We start from the raw sequence: 14,846 nt of genomic DNA, 5'->3' as shown, positions 1-14,846 counted from the left end.
CCTGGCGCAGGCCAAGGCCTAGCGCTGGGCTTCGAAGTTGAGCAGTTTGCTGGCTACACGGTTGCTGTCGACTTTATAGCTGCCATCGGCAATCGCTGCTTTCAGCTCGGCCACGCGGGCTTTGTCGACAGCAGGTTGATCGCGCAGCTTGTCAGTGACCTTCTGCAACTGTTGAGCCTCATTGCTGAGGTGTACCGATTCCCCGCTTTTTGCGGTACTGGCCTGTTCGGCCGGGGTATTCAGCGGCGCGGAAGTGCCGGATTCGGCAGTTTCCTTGGGCGCGCTGGTACGTGTACTGCCCGTAAGTGACGAGGAGCTGTTCAAACGGCTGAAATCGATGACCATGTTAAAAACCTCTGGGAATTTGGACGCTTGCCATGTTCTCGGCCATCCCATGGAAAACTTTAGGCTCTTTTACCAATGAGCCTGCATGCGCCGTACAGAACCTGCTGCGGCACAGTTTAGGGAACAGCCGGGGTCGGCGCCAGTTTTCTCCTTGCCTGTTTTACATGGCCACTTCCACCTGGCCCGGCGCCATGACCTGCGCCTTGATGACCCGTTGGGAGTTGAGGTTTTTCACTCGAATCTGTTCTTTCAGGCCGCCGTTGGACAGGGCTTCGCCTGGCATGCGCACGGCGAGTGTGCCGCTGCGGGCGGTAATCACCACCTGATCACCCTTGCGAACGACTTCCGCCTGTTCCAGGTGTACCAGCGTCAGCACCTGGTCGGCGACCGTTGGTCGGGTCAATTTTTGCCCGACAGCTTCGTCTACCGACGTCAGGAAACCCTGATTGATCTGGCTAACATCATGCTCGCGCAACGTCACATCCTGAGGTTCGATGATACCGGCGCGCTTGAGGGGGCGAGTGGTCGTCACGACCTCGCGAAACAGGCGGACTTGAGCGGGCACGAACACGGTCCAGGGGGATGCGCCTTCACAACGGACCTTGACCGTTACGCGGCCCAAAGGGCGCCCCGGGCTCTCCAGTGACGCTGTCAATTCCTTGTCGCACATAGGCATGCGCATGCGCGGATCGAGCTGCTTGACCTCGATTTCATAACGCCCTTCTGTTTGACTGGTAGCCAAATAGTCTTCTACGGTGAATTCAAGAAAGCCCTGAGTGACGCCGATAAGCATGTCAGGCAAGGTAACCGCATCAGCACTGGCAGGGCTGCCCGCAAAAAGCAGGTAAACGGCGGACATCGCGCAAAGCCCTCTGCGGAGGGGGGATGTCAGACGTCGGAAAAATGTCGTTTGAGTGTTCATACGGGTTAAAAAGCAAGCGCCGTGCCGTTTAGCAATGAATGTGCGTCGCAACAACACTTGGCGTTGGTGTAGGAGTCTGGGCATGGCTGGTGTAATGGATTCGGTGAACCAGCGCACGCAACTGGTAGGGCAGAATCGCCTGGAGCTGTTGTTGTTCCGTCTTGACGGCCAGCAGCTCTACGGGATCAACGTGTTCAAGGTTCGGGAAGTGCTGCAATGCCCGCAACTGACGCTGATGCCCAAGTCCAGTCCTGTCGTGTGCGGGGTGGCGAATATCCGGGGGGCAACCATTCCGATCCTCGATCTGGCAATGGCGACCGGCTCCGGGGCGTTGAAAGACAAAAACAGTCCGTTCGTGATCATCACGGAATACAACACCAAGACCCAGGGTTTCCTGGTGCACTCGGTGGAACGTATCGTCAACATGAACTGGGAGGAGATCCATCCGCCACCCAAGGGCACCGGTCGCGATCACTACCTGACCGCTGTGACTCGGGTGGACAATCAGCTAGTCGAAATCATCGACGTCGAGAAGGTGCTGGCGGAAGTGGCCCCGACGCCGGAAGCGATTTCGGTCGGCGTGGTGGATGTCGAGACCCAGAGCAAGGCGCTGTCGTTGCGGGTGCTGACGGTCGATGACTCGTCGGTGGCGCGCAAACAGGTGACACGTTGCCTGCAGACGGTGGGTGTCGAAGTGGTGGCGCTGAACGACGGCAAGCAGGCGCTGGATTACCTGCGCCAGCTGGTCGACGAGGGCAAGAAGCCGGAAGAAGAGTTCCTGATGATGATTTCCGACATCGAGATGCCGGAAATGGACGGGTACACCCTCACGGCGGAAATCCGCAGCGATCCACGCATGCAAAAGCTTCATATCATCCTGCATACTTCGTTGTCGGGTGTGTTCAACCAGGCGATGGTCAAGAAGGTCGGCGCCGATGACTTCCTGGCCAAATTCCGTCCTGACGACCTGGCATCCCGGGTAGTCGACCGGATCAAAGCAGCAGATATCAGCTAGGGGCCTTCTGCCCCTGGCGGTCAACACGATTTAAGAGGCGGCATCATTTGTCTACGGGTAATTTGGATTTCGAACAGTTCCGGGTCTTCCTGGAAAAAGCCTGTGGCATTTTGCTCGGTGAAAACAAGCAGTACCTGGTGTCGAGCCGTCTCAACAAACTGATGGAGCAGCAGGGCATCAAGACGCTGGGTGAGCTGGTACAGCGCATCCAGACCCAGCCGCGCAGCGGTTTGCGCGAGCAGGTGGTCGATGCCATGACGACCAACGAAACCCTGTGGTTTCGCGATACCTATCCGTTTGAGGTCTTGAAGAACAAGGTGCTGCCCGAGGCAATCAAGGCCAGTCCCAACCAGCGTCTGCGGATCTGGTCGGCGGCCTGTTCGTCGGGTCAGGAGCCTTATTCGCTGTCGATGTCGATCGACGAGTTCGAGCGGACCAATATCGGTCAGTTGAAGATGGGCGTACAGATCGTCGCCACCGATCTGTCCGGCAGCATGCTGACCAACTGCAAGACCGGCGAGTACGACAGTCTGGCGATCGGTCGCGGTCTGTCTGCCGATCGTCTGCAGCGCTACTTCGATCCGAAAGGGCCGGGACGCTGGGTGGTCAAGGCACCAATCAAGAACCGGGTGGAATTCCGCTCGTTCAACCTGCTCGACAGCTACGCCAGCCTGGGCAAGTTCGACATCGTGTTCTGCCGTAACGTGCTGATCTACTTCTCCGCCGAGGTGAAGAAGGACATCCTGTTGCGTATTCACAGCACGTTGAAACCGGGTGGTTATCTGTTCCTCGGCGCTTCGGAAGCGCTGAACGGTCTGCCGGATCATTACCAGATGGTCCAGTGCAATCCGGGGATCATTTACCAGGCGAAGTGACTGGCAGCGGCGATTCAAAAAAACGGGAGTCCTCTGGGCTCCCGTTTTTTTATGCCTGACCGTTTTCAAGGTGAGGGCAAGCGGCAGAAAAGCGGCAGCCGGCGGAAACCCGTTGCCGCTTTTCTGGCATCGCCGCCTTGCCGGGGCCCTTCAAAGCCCCGGAAACCGGGGCTTTTTCAAACTGGCACGCGGCTTGCTATAACCCGATTACGAAAAACCGGACACCTGAAGGTTCCCGACATGAGCATCAGCTTCGATAAAGCGCTCGGAATTCACGAACAAGCCTTGGGCTTCCGCGCCCAGCGTGCTGAAGTCCTGGCCAACAACATCGCCAACGCCGACACCCCGAACTACAAGGCTCGGGATCTGGACTTCTCCAAAGTGCTCGAAGCACAGAGCCAGAAGAACGCCAACGGCACCATCGCCCTGAACATGACCAACAGCCGTCACATCGAAGCTGAAGGCCTGGGCAACGGCGACGAGTCGCTGATGTATCGCACACCGATGCAGCCATCGATCGACCAGAACACCGTCGATGCCCAGCTTGAGCAGTCGAACTACGCGCAAAACGCCATCGGCTTCCAGGCCAGCTTCACGCTGCTCAACAGTAAATTCAAAGGGCTGGTTTCAGCCTTGCGCGGAGAATAATCCATGTCCCTGTCCAGCGTTTTCAACATTGCCGGCAGCGGCATGAGCGCACAGAACACCCGTCTCAACACCGTGGCGTCGAACATCGCCAACGCCGAAACCGTCTCGTCGAGCATCGACCAGACCTATCGCGCCCGTCACCCGGTGTTCGCCACCATGTTCCAGGGCGGCCAGAGCGGTGGCAGCGATTCGCTGTTCCAGAACCAGGATGCCGCAGGTCAGGGCGTACAGGTGCTCGGCGTGGTCGAAGACCAGAGCAACCTCGAGGCGCGCTACGAGCCGAATCATCCGGCCGCCGACGCCAAGGGCTACGTGTACTACCCGAACGTCAACGTGGTGGAAGAAATGGCTGACATGATTTCCGCGAGCCGGTCCTTCCAGACCAACGCCGAAATGATGAACACCGCCAAGACCATGATGCAGAAGGTATTGACCCTCGGTCAGTGATAAGGGGCGACTGCCATGAGTGTGACCGATACCACCAGCAGCCTGACGATGAAGGACATCCTGGCGAACTCGTCGAAAAAGACCAGTTCGACCACCGGTGACGGCATCGCTTCGGCTACCAACAGCTCCACCGGCGGCCAGACCCTGGGCAAGGATGCGTTCCTGCAACTGCTGGTCACCCAGCTGAAAAACCAGAACCCGCTCGATCCGCAGGACAACAGTGCATTCGTTGCCCAGTTGGCGCAGTTCAGCAGCCTCGAGGGAATTACCACCCTCAACAGCACCGTCAGCTCGCTGGCCGGCAACTACAACTCGTCGCAAGCCCTGCAGGCTTCGTCGCTGGTCGGCCGTAACGTGATCGTGCAGACCAACTCGGTCCAGCTCGACGATCCGAGCAAAGGCATGACCGGTTCGGTCACCGTGCCATCGTCGATTGCCGGCGGCACCGTCACCATCAGCGACAGCAGCGGCGCGGTCGTTCGTACCATCGATCTGGGCAGCCGCGCCGCGGGCAGTGCGAGCTTCACCTGGGACGGCAAGGACAAGGACGGCAACCTGGTGAAGACCGGTACTTATACCGTCAAGGCCAACGCCTCGATCAATGGCACCTCGACGGACATGGCGACCTACCTGCCGGCCACCGTCACCAGCGTGACCATCAGCCAGACCGGCGGCGAGCTGATGCTCAACCTGTCCGGCAAGGGCACCGTCGCCCTGTCCAAAGTACAAACCATTGGTATATAGAGCCGACTAACCGGCACAAAGGAGTGGAATATGTCTTTCAATATCGGCCTTAGCGGTCTCTATGCAGCCAACAAACAACTGGACGTGACCGGCAACAACATCGCCAACGTCGCGACCGCCGGTTTCAAATCGTCCCGTGCCGAGTTTGCGGACGTCTATTCGGCGACTCGTCTGGGCAGCGGCAGCAAGGTCATCGGTAACGGTGTGCGCCTGGCCAACGTGTCCCAGCAGTTCACCCAGGGCGACATCAACAACACCGGCAACGTGCTCGACATGGGCATCAACGGCTCGGGCTTCTTCACCCTGAGCGACAATGGTTCGATCACCTACACCCGTGCCGGTACGTTCAAGGTCGACAAGGACGGCTTCATCACCAACACCGACTACACCTCGCGCCTGCAAGGTTATGGTGTGGACGCCAACGGCAAAGTCATCAACGGCGTGTTGACCGACCTGAAGATCGACACCTCGAACCTGGCGCCGAAGTCCACCTCGCTGGTCACTTCGACCATCAACCTGAACTCGACCGCTCCGGTGATCGACGACACTGTACCGGCAGGCAAATTCGATCCAACCAACACTGCCACCTACACCAAGTCGTTCAGCACCCCGATCTATGACAGCCAGGGCAACTCCCACGTCATGGATCAGTACATGGTGAAAACCGGGGCCAACACCTGGAAGGTCTACACCCTGGTGGACGGTCGTAACCCGGATGCCACCGGCAGCGATCCGAAAACCACTGCACCGGTGGCCTCGACCATGAGCTTCGACAGCACCGGCAAACTGACCCAGGTCAGCACCCCGGATCCTGCGAACCCTGGTACACCGATCATCAGCAGCGACCTGAAACTCACTGGCTGGGTGCCGGGTACGGTGACCAATGGTGTATGGACTGCCAACGGCGCTTCAGCGAACCCGGCCGGCATCACCATCTCCATGGCCAAGACCACTCAGTTCAACGCCGACACCGCGCGTTCCATCCCGACTCAGGACGGTTACGCCACCGGCCAGATCACCAACCTGACCATCGATGGTACCGGTACGCTGTTCGCCAACTTCAGCAACAACCAGAGCAAGGCCATCGGCCAGGTTGCACTGGCCAGCTTTACCAACGAACAGGGCCTGCAGCCTGTGGGCGGCACTGCCTGGAAGGAAACCTTCGCTTCGGGTATCCCGGGCTACGACGCACCGGAAACCGGTACTTTGGGTTCGGTCGTGTCCAACTCGCTGGAAGAATCGAACGTCAACCTGACCAACGAGCTGGTGGACCTGATCAAGGGCCAGAGCAACTATCAGGCGAACGCCAAGACCATCTCGACCCAGAGCACCATCATGCAGACCATCATTCAGATGACCTGATGTTTGGTTGTTCAAGGAGCCCCTCTTTTTGAGGGGCTTTTTTTTTGTTTGGCGTGGCGTTCTTGGAGACGGCCATGCTGTTTTGGGTTTGGGTGTATATCCGTTGCTTCGGGTGTGGCGGCTGGCGGTTTCGCCCTTACGGCGAGTCCCTTTGGCAAACGCCCCAAAGGAACCAAAGGTCTGGGCCCCTGCGTTCGGCACCTCGCCTAGGCTCGGTGTTCCTTCGTTCCGGGATTCATCCGGGGGCATCGCCTCCGGTTTGCTTCGCTGCACCTCCTCTCGATGTGTTTGGCTTCGCCAAACGGCGCTACGCGCCCACCCCCGGATAAACCCTCCACTCAGCCTGCCGAAGGGGCCGGCACGTCAAAAGCGGTACTCGAGCTAACGCTCATTGTGTTGAGTGGTAGAAAGCCAAAGCCAAAGCCAAAGCTGGGTTGGGGATATTCTTTTTTATAACTCGAGTTCATCTCGGTATTTCACTTCGGCATACATCTTCCTGGCGACTTGATCGGTTCTTGCTCCCATCCAGGGTGAGGGCGCTTTAGCTTTTCCCGCAGGCAAAAGAAAACCCCCGACAAACCAGAAGTCTGTCGGGGGCTTCTCGATCAGGCGTTTCGCAACGCCTGATTCGGCTCAGCTTATTGGCAAGCTTCGCAATCCGGCTCGTCGATGGCGCAGGCCTTCGGTACCGGAGCAGGGCCGGCAGGCGCTGCCAGGACCGAATCGTCACCGTGGTTGCCGCCCGCGGAAACCGCGTTCAGCTTGCCGGTGTTGATGGTCGACTTCTCGGTGCTGGTCGCGGCCAGGGCACGGAGGTAGTAGGTGGTTTTCAGACCACGGTACCAGGCCATGCGGTAGGTCACGTCGAGTTTCTTGCCCGATGCGCCGGCGATGTACAGGTTCAGCGACTGGGCCTGGTCGATCCACTTCTGACGACGGCTGGCGGCGTCAACGATCCACTTGGTGTCCACTTCGAAAGCGGTCGCGTAGAGCGCCTTGAGCTCTTGCGGGATGCGCTCGATCTGCTGCACCGAACCGTCGTAGTACTTCAGGTCGTTGATCATGACCGAGTCCCACAGGCCGCGAGACTTCAGGTCGCGAACCAGGTACGGGTTGATCACGGTGAATTCGCCCGACAGGTTCGATTTCACGTACAGGTTCTGGTAGGTCGGTTCGATCGACTGCGATACGCCGGTGATGTTGGCGATGGTCGCGGTCGGTGCGATGGCCATGATGTTCGAGTTGCGGATGCCTTTCTGCACACGGGCGCGAACCGGTGCCCAGTCCAGGGTTTCCTTCAGGTCGACGTCGATGTACTTCTCGCCGCGAGCCTGGATCAGGATCTGTTGCGAATCCAGTGGCAGTACGCCCTTGGACCACAGCGAACCCTGGAACGTCTCATACGAGCCGCGCTCGTCGGCCAGGTCACAGGAAGCCTGGATCGCGTAGTAGCTGACCGCTTCCATCGACTTGTCGGCGAACTCGACGGCAGCGTCGGAACCGTAAGGGATGTGCTGCAGGTACAGCGCGTCCTGGAAGCCCATGATGCCCAGGCCGACCGGACGGTGACGGAAGTTGGAGTTCTTCGCCTGCGGCACCGAGTAGTAGTTGATGTCGATCACGTTGTCGAGCATGCGCACGGCCACGTCGATGGTGCGCTTGAGCTTGGCGGTGTCCAGCTGGCCGTCGACGATGTGGTTCGGCAGGTTGATCGAGCCCAGGTTGCAGACCGCGATCTCGTCCTTGTTGGTGTTCAGGGTGATCTCGGTGCACAGGTTCGAGCTGTGGACCACACCGACGTGCTGCTGCGGGCTGCGCAGGTTGCACGGGTCCTTGAAGGTCAGCCAAGGGTGGCCGGTTTCGAACAGCATCGAGAGCATCTTGCGCCACAGATCCTTGGCCTGGATGGTCTTGAACAGCTTGATCTTGCCCGGGTATTCGGTCAGGGCTTCGTAGTACTCGTAGCGCTCTTCGAAGGCCTTGCCGGTCAGGTCGTGCAGATCCGGTACTTCGGATGGCGAGAACAGGGTCCACTTGCCGTCGTCGAAGACACGCTTCATGAACAGGTCAGGGATCCAGTTGGCGGTGTTCATGTCGTGGGTACGACGACGGTCATCACCGGTGTTCTTGCGCAGCTCGATGAACTCTTCGATGTCCATGTGCCAGGTTTCCAGGTAGGCACACACAGCGCCTTTGCGCTTGCCACCCTGGTTAACGGCGACGGCGGTGTCGTTCACCACTTTCAGGAACGGAACCACGCCTTGCGACTTGCCGTTGGTGCCCTTGATGTACGAACCCAGTGCGCGAACCGGCGTCCAGTCGTTGCCCAGGCCACCGGCGAATTTCGACAGCATGGCGTTGTCGTGGATCGCGTGATAGATGCCCGACAGGTCATCCGGAACGGTGGTCAGGTAGCAGCTCGACAGTTGTGGACGCAGGGTACCGGCGTTGAACAGGGTCGGGGTCGAAGCCATGTAGTCGAACGAGGACAGCAGGTTGTAGAACTCGATCGCACGGTCTTCTTTCTGCTTCTCTTCGATCGCCAGGCCCATGGCCACGCGCATGAAGAAGATCTGCGGCAGTTCGAAGCGCACGCCATCCTTGTGGATGAAGTAACGGTCGTACAGGGTCTGCAGGCCCAGGTAGGTGAATTGCTGGTCGCGCTCGTGGTTGATCGCCTTGCCCAGTTTCTCCAGGTCGAAGTCGGCCAGCACGGGGTTCAGCAGTTCGAACTCGATACCTTTGGCAATGTAGGCCGGCAGGGCCTTGGCGTACAGGTCGGCCATCTCGTGGTGGGTCGCGCTCTCGGCGACACCCAGGAAGCCCAGACCTTCGGCACGCAGGGTGTCCATCAGCAGGCGGGCGGTCACGAACGAGTAGTTCGGCTCGCGCTCGACCAGGGTACGGGCGGTCATCACCAGCGCGGTGTTGACGTCGTTCAGGGCCACGCCGTCGTACAGGTTCTTCAGGGTTTCGCGCTGGATCAGGTCGCCGTCGACCTCGGCCAGGCCTTCGCAGGCTTCGGTGACGATGGTGTTCAGACGGCCCATGTCCAGCGGCGCGAGGCTGCCGTCGGCGCGGGTGATGCGGATCGACGGGTGCGCTTGCACCGGTGCTTCGGCGGTGGTGCGGGTGGCGCGCTCCTTGGAGCGGGCATCGCGGTAGATCACGTAGTCGCGAGCCACTTTCTGCTCGCCGGCACGCATCAGGGCCAGTTCGACCTGGTCCTGGATTTCTTCGATGTGGATGGTGCCGCCCGACGGCATGCGACGCTTGAAGGTCGCGGTGACCTGCTCGGTCAGACGGGCAACGGTGTCATGGATTCGCGACGAAGCGGCAGCGGTGCCGCCCTCAACTGCGAGAAACGCTTTGGTGATAGCGACGGTGATCTTGTCATCGGTGTAAGGAACGACAGTGCCATTACGCTTGATCACGCGCAGTTGACCAGGCGCGGTGGCTGCCAGATCCGGATTCGAATCGGCGGCCTGCGGCAAGGTGCCCTGCGGGTTCTCGCGAGTTGTGTCGGTTTGCATGGGTGTCTCCACGTTCTCTATGTTTGTTTGGGCACCATCACGGTGCCCACCGTTCCGTCCTGAAGCACTACGACCGGCCAGCGCCGGGTAACGACTTCGGGACAGATCAGGAAGGGGCCTTGTGGGCGCCGCTTCCATGCCGAAGTCTTCGGTTCGCGCAATACGCGTGAAACCGCATTCCTTTCGGGGAGCAGTTTCGCCACTGCAACACCCGTACCGTTTACGCCGTGGTCGGCTGAAAAACGGTAGCCATCCGCAGGCGCGGTTTGGGCTTCTGAAAATACCTTTGGTTCAACCCGACAATGGCAATAAAAAGCCTTGAATTCACTGCCCGGTTTGTGTTTGGTTTTTGGCGCCAACCCCTACATGTAGGGGTTTTTCAGGCGCGGGCTACAAGATAATGCGTTTTGGGGGGCGATTGCAACGCACAGCCTGTGGATAACCCTGTGCGTAATTTGTGTGCGAAATGTCGAATTCGCATGTAGGCCGCAGACCCGTTGAGTTAGACCGTCTGTCACTGTTTTTTCTTCGGGAAAAACGCTTCAGCGGATTTTTAAGGGCGCGAACCCTATCACAAAAAACGGCCTTGTCCGAACGCATTTGCCGACTTGTGTTCTCGCTGTACGCCGTTTATACAATCGGCCCGAACACTTGCATTCTTATGCACCAAAAACATGACAAATGAAGGACTGCCATGCAGTCAGCGGGAGCAAGCGCCCTCGCCACAAGATCCTTCCTTTACTAATAACAATGGCAAGCAGAGGTCACCCGTGGAGCAAGAAGCCTGGCAGGTATTGATAGTCGAGGACGACCAGCGTCTGGCCGAACTGACCCGCGAATACCTGCAAGCCAATGGATTGCATGTGGAGATCGAAGGCAACGGGGCGCTGGCGGCGGCGCGGATCATCAAGGAACAGCCGGATCTGGTGATTCTCGACCTGATGCTCCCTGGTGAAGACGGCCTGAGTATCTGCCGCAAGGTGCGCGACCGGTACGACGGGCCGATCCTCATGCTGACTGCGCGCACCGACGATGCCGACCAGATTCTCGGCCTCGACATCGGCGCTGATGACTACGTGTGCAAGCCGGTGCGCCCGCGTCTGTTGCTGGCGCGCATCCAGGCGTTGTTGCGACGCAGTGACACACCTGAACAGGGATCGGGCAATCCTCGTCGTCTGCAATTCGGCCCGCTGGTGGTGGACAACGCCTTGCGCGAAGCCTGGCTGAGCGACAGCGGTATCGAGTTGACCAGCGCCGAATTCGATCTGCTGTGGCTGCTGGTGTCCAACGCCGGACGCATCCTGTCCCGGGAAGAAATCTTCACTGCGTTGCGCGGCATCGGTTACGACGGACAGGATCGCTCGATCGATGTGCGTATCTCGCGCATCCGCCCGAAGATCGGCGACGACCCCGATCACCCGCGCCTGATCAAAACCGTGCGCAGCAAGGGCTATCTCTTCGTGCCGGAAGCCTGCGCAGAACTGCCGCTGTGAATTCGATCTTCCTGCGTATCTATGGCGGCATGTGCGCGGCGCTGATTCTGGTGGCGGTGCTCGGGGTACTGGCGTTGCACCTGCTCAATCAGGTGCGCAGCGAGCAATACCGCGAGCGTTTGGCCCATGGCACGTTTTCGTTGATGGCCGACAACCTGCAACCGATGAACGACACCGAACGACATCGGGCGTTGCTGGTGTGGGAGCGGCTGCTGGGGATTCCGCTGACGCTGAAGATTTTCCAGCAGACCGATCTCGATCTGACCCAGCGCACTCGTGTACAGCGCGGGCAGGCCCTGGTCGAGCAGACCGGGCCGCACGCGGCGAAGGTCTATCGGATGGTCAGCGAAAAGGAACAGCTTGTGCTGGTGGGCGAGGTGCAGCAGATCAGCGAGCAACTGGCACGGGCAACCATCTATCTGCTGGCCGATGAGCTGGTGCGGGTGCCGGTGGGTGAGCAGCCCAGACGTCTGGCGCAATTAAAGGAAGAGAAGGGCTTCGGCTTCGACCTGCGGCTGGTCACCGTGAACGAGGCCGACATGGACGAAGATCAGAGCCGTCGTGTATCGGAAGGCGATACGGTGATGGCGCTGGGCAAGGGCGGTGATTCGATCCGGGTGTTCGCCGGGATGGTCGGCACGCCGTGGGTACTGGAAATCGGTCCGCTCTATCAAATGAATCCGTACCCGCCGCAATGGCTGGTGTTGATTGCAGCGCTGGGGCTGACCCTGATCGGTCTCATTGTCTACTTGCTGGTTCGTCAGCTCGAACGACGTTTGCGCGGTCTTGAAGCAGCGGCCACGCGTATCGCCAAGGGCAGCCTGGAGACCCGTGTGCCGGCTCGCGGCGCCGATTCGGTGGGCAAACTGGCGGCAGCGTTCAACGGCATGGCCGAGCACCTGCAACAGTTGCTGGCGATCCAGCGTGAGCTGGTGCGCGCGGTGTCCCATGAGTTGCGCACACCGGTGGCGCGCCTGCGTTTCGGTCTGGAAATGATCGGTTCGGCCACCACCCCGCAAGCTCTGGAGAAATACCGCGAAGGCATGGATCACGACATCGAGGACCTCGATAAGCTGGTCGATGAGATGCTCACTTATGCGCGGCTGGAGCAGGGTTCGCCGGCCCTGACGTTCCAGCGCATTGACCTTGATGCGCTGGTCAGTCAGGTGATCGAAGAACTGGCGCCGCTGCGCGCCGACGTCACGGTGCAGCGTGGCTTGTGTTTGTCGGCGGCTGACTGTGACGATGCCTGGGTCGAGGCCGAGCCGCGTTACCTGCATCGGGCCTTGCAGAACCTGGTGGGCAACGCCATGCGCCATGCGCGCTCGAAGGTTACGGTGAGTTATCAGGTCGGTCAGATGCGCTGTCGGGTAGACGTCGAGGACGATGGTCCCGGTGTGCCTGAAAGTGCCTGGGAGAAAATCTTCACGCCGTTCCTGCGGCTGGACGACAGCCGGACCCGCGCCTCGGGTGGCCACGGCCTGGGCTTGTCCATCGTGCGGCGGATCATTCACTGGCATGACGGCCGGGCGCTGATCGGCAAGAGCAAGAGTCTGGGTGGGGCATGTTTCAGCCTGAGCTGGCCGAGGAATCAGGAGCGTCGCTGAAGTCGCTCAAGCCCGAATGCTGACCAGACTCAGCAACTGCCCGTCCTGCACACTGAACTGCGCATCCAGTTCCGTGCCGTTGCGCCATTCGCTGGACAGGTCCGTCAGCAGTCGCAGCCGAACCTGACCCTGTTCGGTCCACTCGAGCATTTCGGCGTGCTCGAAATAGAAGCGCTTCTGGACGATCGGGTACAACGCCTTGAACAGGCTTTCCTTCACCGAAAACGTCAGCGTCACCCACAACGCCAGTTGATCGCGGGCGCCGGCCGCCAGGCGCTGCATCTCTGCTGGTGTGAGGATTTCCCCGGCCAGCCGCTCGGCCCGCTCGGCGTTGAGCAGGTTTTCCAGATCCATGCCCAGCCCGCGCCAGTGTTGCTTGTTGGCGACAATCGCTGCCGCCCGGCCGGTGCTGTGGGTGATCGAGCCGCAGATGTGCGCAGGCCAGACCGGTGCACGATCTTCGCCGATGGCCGGAACGCTGCCTGAGCCTTCCAGGTGCTGCAGCGCGGCCCGGGCGCAGATCCGTCCGGCGAGATATTCCGCCTGACGCTTGGCCACCGAGCGCTGGATGCTCGGTGGAGGCTCTATGGCGCTGCGGCGGAAGTCATCGCCGAGCAATTGCGACGGATCGAAGTGGGTGCTCAGCAGCACGGTATCCGGCAGCACGGTCGGCAATGGCCAGCGGGCATCGAGCGGGGTGCAGCAGGCGGGGAGGAGAGGGCTGGAGTTCATGGCGGGCATTTTGCCGATAAGCGTCAGGGCTGGATAGTAGGCATCAGTGCCATTGTGGTGAGGGAGCTTGCTCCCGCCGGGGCGCGAAGGCCTCTGAACCTGCATCGGGTTTGTGACGGCGTTACCGCTGAGCGGGAGCAGGCGCCCCCGCCACACGGCATCCAGTCAGCCCAAGATATTCTTGAAGAAGGCCTGCATGTCCGCCCAGGATTTTTCATCCGCGGCCTTGTTGTAACCGATATCCGGGCCACCATGCTCGCCGTGGCTCAGACGGTCTGCGTCGGGGTTGGTGAAGCCGTGTTTGGCGCCGTCAAGGCTGACGAACCTGTAGTCGGCGCCGGCCTTGTCCATTTCCGATTTGAAAGCCGTGACGTCGTCGGCAGTGACCATGCTGTCCAGTGCACCGTGTTCGACGAGGATTTTGGCTTTGACACTGCCGGGTGTCGCCGGAGTCTTGGTGGCCAACGCGCCGTGGAAACTCACCACGCCCGCCAGTGGTGCACCCTGACGAGCTGCATTGAGCACCACGCCACCACCGAAGCAGTAACCGATGGCCGCCAGTTTGCCGGTGTCGGTCTGCGGTTGTTTCTTCAGCAGGTCGAGACCGGCCTGGAAGCGTTTGCTGGCGGCGTCGGCATCCTGTGTGGCGGCCTGCATGAACGCCATCGCATCTTTCGGGTGCTCGGTGTGTTTGCCGTCGCCGTACATGTCGATGGCCAGCGCGCTGTAGCCGAGCCCGGCAAGATCCCTGGCGCGGCGCTTGGCGTAGTCGTTCAGGCCCCACCACTCATGGACCACCACCACGCCGGGGCGAGGTCCCTTGATCGCATCATCGTAGGCGAAATAACCGATCAGTTTCGTGCCGTCGGCGCTCTGGTAAGGTATTTCCTCGGTTTTGATTGCAGCCGCGCCAAGGCTGCTGAAGACGAGCAGGGTGAGGGCAAGGAACAGACGCATGATCGGGTCTCCTGACAATAAAAGGTCAGGACAGCCTAGTTCATTTGCCTGCACCGGGTTCAGGGTGCGTTCAGGGCAGGTACAGGCCGGGTTCAGTAATCTGGAGCCCTGTCCGAGGGATGAAATGAACAGGCCCCTCAAAAGCGGCAGTACACCGTTGTCGCAG

General features: G+C 60.0%; 13 protein-coding genes. 8 read left to right on the top strand and 5 right to left on the bottom strand.

Annotated features, from left to right (window positions below):
* Nucleotides 1-18: 18 nt before the first annotated feature.
* Nucleotides 19-345 carry a flagellar biosynthesis anti-sigma factor FlgM gene (flgM, locus tag ACK6BI_RS11085; RefSeq protein WP_065258846.1) on the bottom strand — a complete coding sequence of 109 codons (327 nt, stop codon included), beginning with the start codon at nucleotides 343-345 and terminating at the stop codon, nucleotides 19-21.
* Nucleotides 346-505: 160 nt separating this feature from the next.
* A complete protein-coding gene (flgA, locus tag ACK6BI_RS11080) occupies nucleotides 506-1,267 on the bottom strand; it encodes a flagellar basal body P-ring formation chaperone FlgA (RefSeq protein ID WP_409317100.1) in 762 nt (253 codons plus the stop codon).
* Nucleotides 1,268-1,349: 82 nt separating this feature from the next.
* Here flgA and ACK6BI_RS11075 point away from each other — a divergent pair, with 82 nt between their 5' ends.
* The 6 genes from ACK6BI_RS11075 to flgE all read left to right on the top strand — a co-directional run bounded on the left by ACK6BI_RS11075 (nucleotide 1,350) and on the right by flgE (nucleotide 6,358).
* The gene (locus ACK6BI_RS11075; RefSeq protein ID WP_409317099.1) at nucleotides 1,350-2,282 is read left to right on the top strand and encodes a chemotaxis protein CheV; all 933 of its coding nucleotides are present in this window, start codon (nucleotides 1,350-1,352) and stop codon (nucleotides 2,280-2,282) included.
* A gap of 47 nt (nucleotides 2,283-2,329) precedes the next feature.
* Entirely contained in the window at nucleotides 2,330-3,157 is an 828-nt protein-coding gene (gene cheR / locus ACK6BI_RS11070) for a protein-glutamate O-methyltransferase CheR (RefSeq protein ID WP_065258843.1), read from the top strand.
* A gap of 240 nt (nucleotides 3,158-3,397) precedes the next feature.
* The gene (flgB, locus tag ACK6BI_RS11065) at nucleotides 3,398-3,805 is read left to right on the top strand and encodes a flagellar basal body rod protein FlgB (RefSeq protein ID WP_065258842.1); all 408 of its coding nucleotides are present in this window, start codon (nucleotides 3,398-3,400) and stop codon (nucleotides 3,803-3,805) included.
* 3 nt (nucleotides 3,806-3,808) lie between these two features.
* Nucleotides 3,809-4,252 carry a flagellar basal body rod protein FlgC gene (gene flgC / locus ACK6BI_RS11060; RefSeq protein WP_065258841.1) on the top strand — a complete coding sequence of 148 codons (444 nt, stop codon included), beginning with the start codon at nucleotides 3,809-3,811 and terminating at the stop codon, nucleotides 4,250-4,252.
* Nucleotides 4,253-4,267: 15 nt separating this feature from the next.
* Nucleotides 4,268-4,996 (top strand): flagellar hook assembly protein FlgD, encoded by a 729-nt coding sequence (gene flgD / locus ACK6BI_RS11055; protein WP_409317098.1) that lies wholly within the window; start codon nucleotides 4,268-4,270, stop codon nucleotides 4,994-4,996.
* Between the two features lie 30 nt (nucleotides 4,997-5,026).
* Nucleotides 5,027-6,358 carry a flagellar hook protein FlgE gene (flgE, locus tag ACK6BI_RS11050; RefSeq protein WP_409317097.1) on the top strand — a complete coding sequence of 444 codons (1,332 nt, stop codon included), beginning with the start codon at nucleotides 5,027-5,029 and terminating at the stop codon, nucleotides 6,356-6,358.
* A gap of 638 nt (nucleotides 6,359-6,996) precedes the next feature.
* On the opposite strand, the gene ACK6BI_RS11045 is transcribed toward flgE, so the two are convergent.
* Nucleotides 6,997-9,891: a ribonucleoside-diphosphate reductase subunit alpha gene (locus tag ACK6BI_RS11045; RefSeq protein WP_409317096.1), complete on the bottom strand. Its 2,895-nt coding sequence runs from the start codon at nucleotides 9,889-9,891 to the stop codon at nucleotides 6,997-6,999.
* 770 nt (nucleotides 9,892-10,661) lie between these two features.
* Here ACK6BI_RS11045 and ACK6BI_RS11040 point away from each other — a divergent pair.
* On the top strand, nucleotides 10,662-11,384 hold the full coding sequence (locus ACK6BI_RS11040; RefSeq protein WP_409317095.1) for a response regulator: 723 nt from the start codon (nucleotides 10,662-10,664) through the stop codon (nucleotides 11,382-11,384).
* Nucleotides 11,381-12,991 (top strand): ATP-binding protein, encoded by a 1,611-nt coding sequence (locus ACK6BI_RS11035; protein ID WP_409317094.1) that lies wholly within the window; start codon nucleotides 11,381-11,383, stop codon nucleotides 12,989-12,991. Before ACK6BI_RS11040 ends, ACK6BI_RS11035 begins: the two co-directional genes overlap by 4 nt.
* A 6-nt stretch (nucleotides 12,992-12,997) precedes the next feature.
* Here the strand turns inward: ACK6BI_RS11035 and ACK6BI_RS11030 are convergent, their stop codons facing one another.
* Together ACK6BI_RS11030 and ACK6BI_RS11025 are read right to left on the bottom strand one after the other, a co-directional pair.
* Nucleotides 12,998-13,723: a 4'-phosphopantetheinyl transferase gene (locus ACK6BI_RS11030; RefSeq protein ID WP_409317093.1), complete on the bottom strand. Its 726-nt coding sequence runs from the start codon at nucleotides 13,721-13,723 to the stop codon at nucleotides 12,998-13,000.
* A 165-nt stretch (nucleotides 13,724-13,888) separates the two neighbouring features.
* Nucleotides 13,889-14,680 carry a dienelactone hydrolase family protein gene (locus ACK6BI_RS11025; RefSeq protein ID WP_409317092.1) on the bottom strand — a complete coding sequence of 264 codons (792 nt, stop codon included), beginning with the start codon at nucleotides 14,678-14,680 and terminating at the stop codon, nucleotides 13,889-13,891.
* Between the last annotated feature and the right edge of the window lie 166 nt (nucleotides 14,681-14,846).

Origin of the sequence: Pseudomonas sp. KCJK9016, from assembly GCF_046231795.1 — a bacterium.
Classification (GTDB): Bacteria; Pseudomonadota; Gammaproteobacteria; order Pseudomonadales; family Pseudomonadaceae; genus Aquipseudomonas; species Aquipseudomonas bananamidigenes.
Note: the sequence above shows the minus strand (reverse complement) of the source record. Positions and strands in the feature narration are given on the sequence as shown.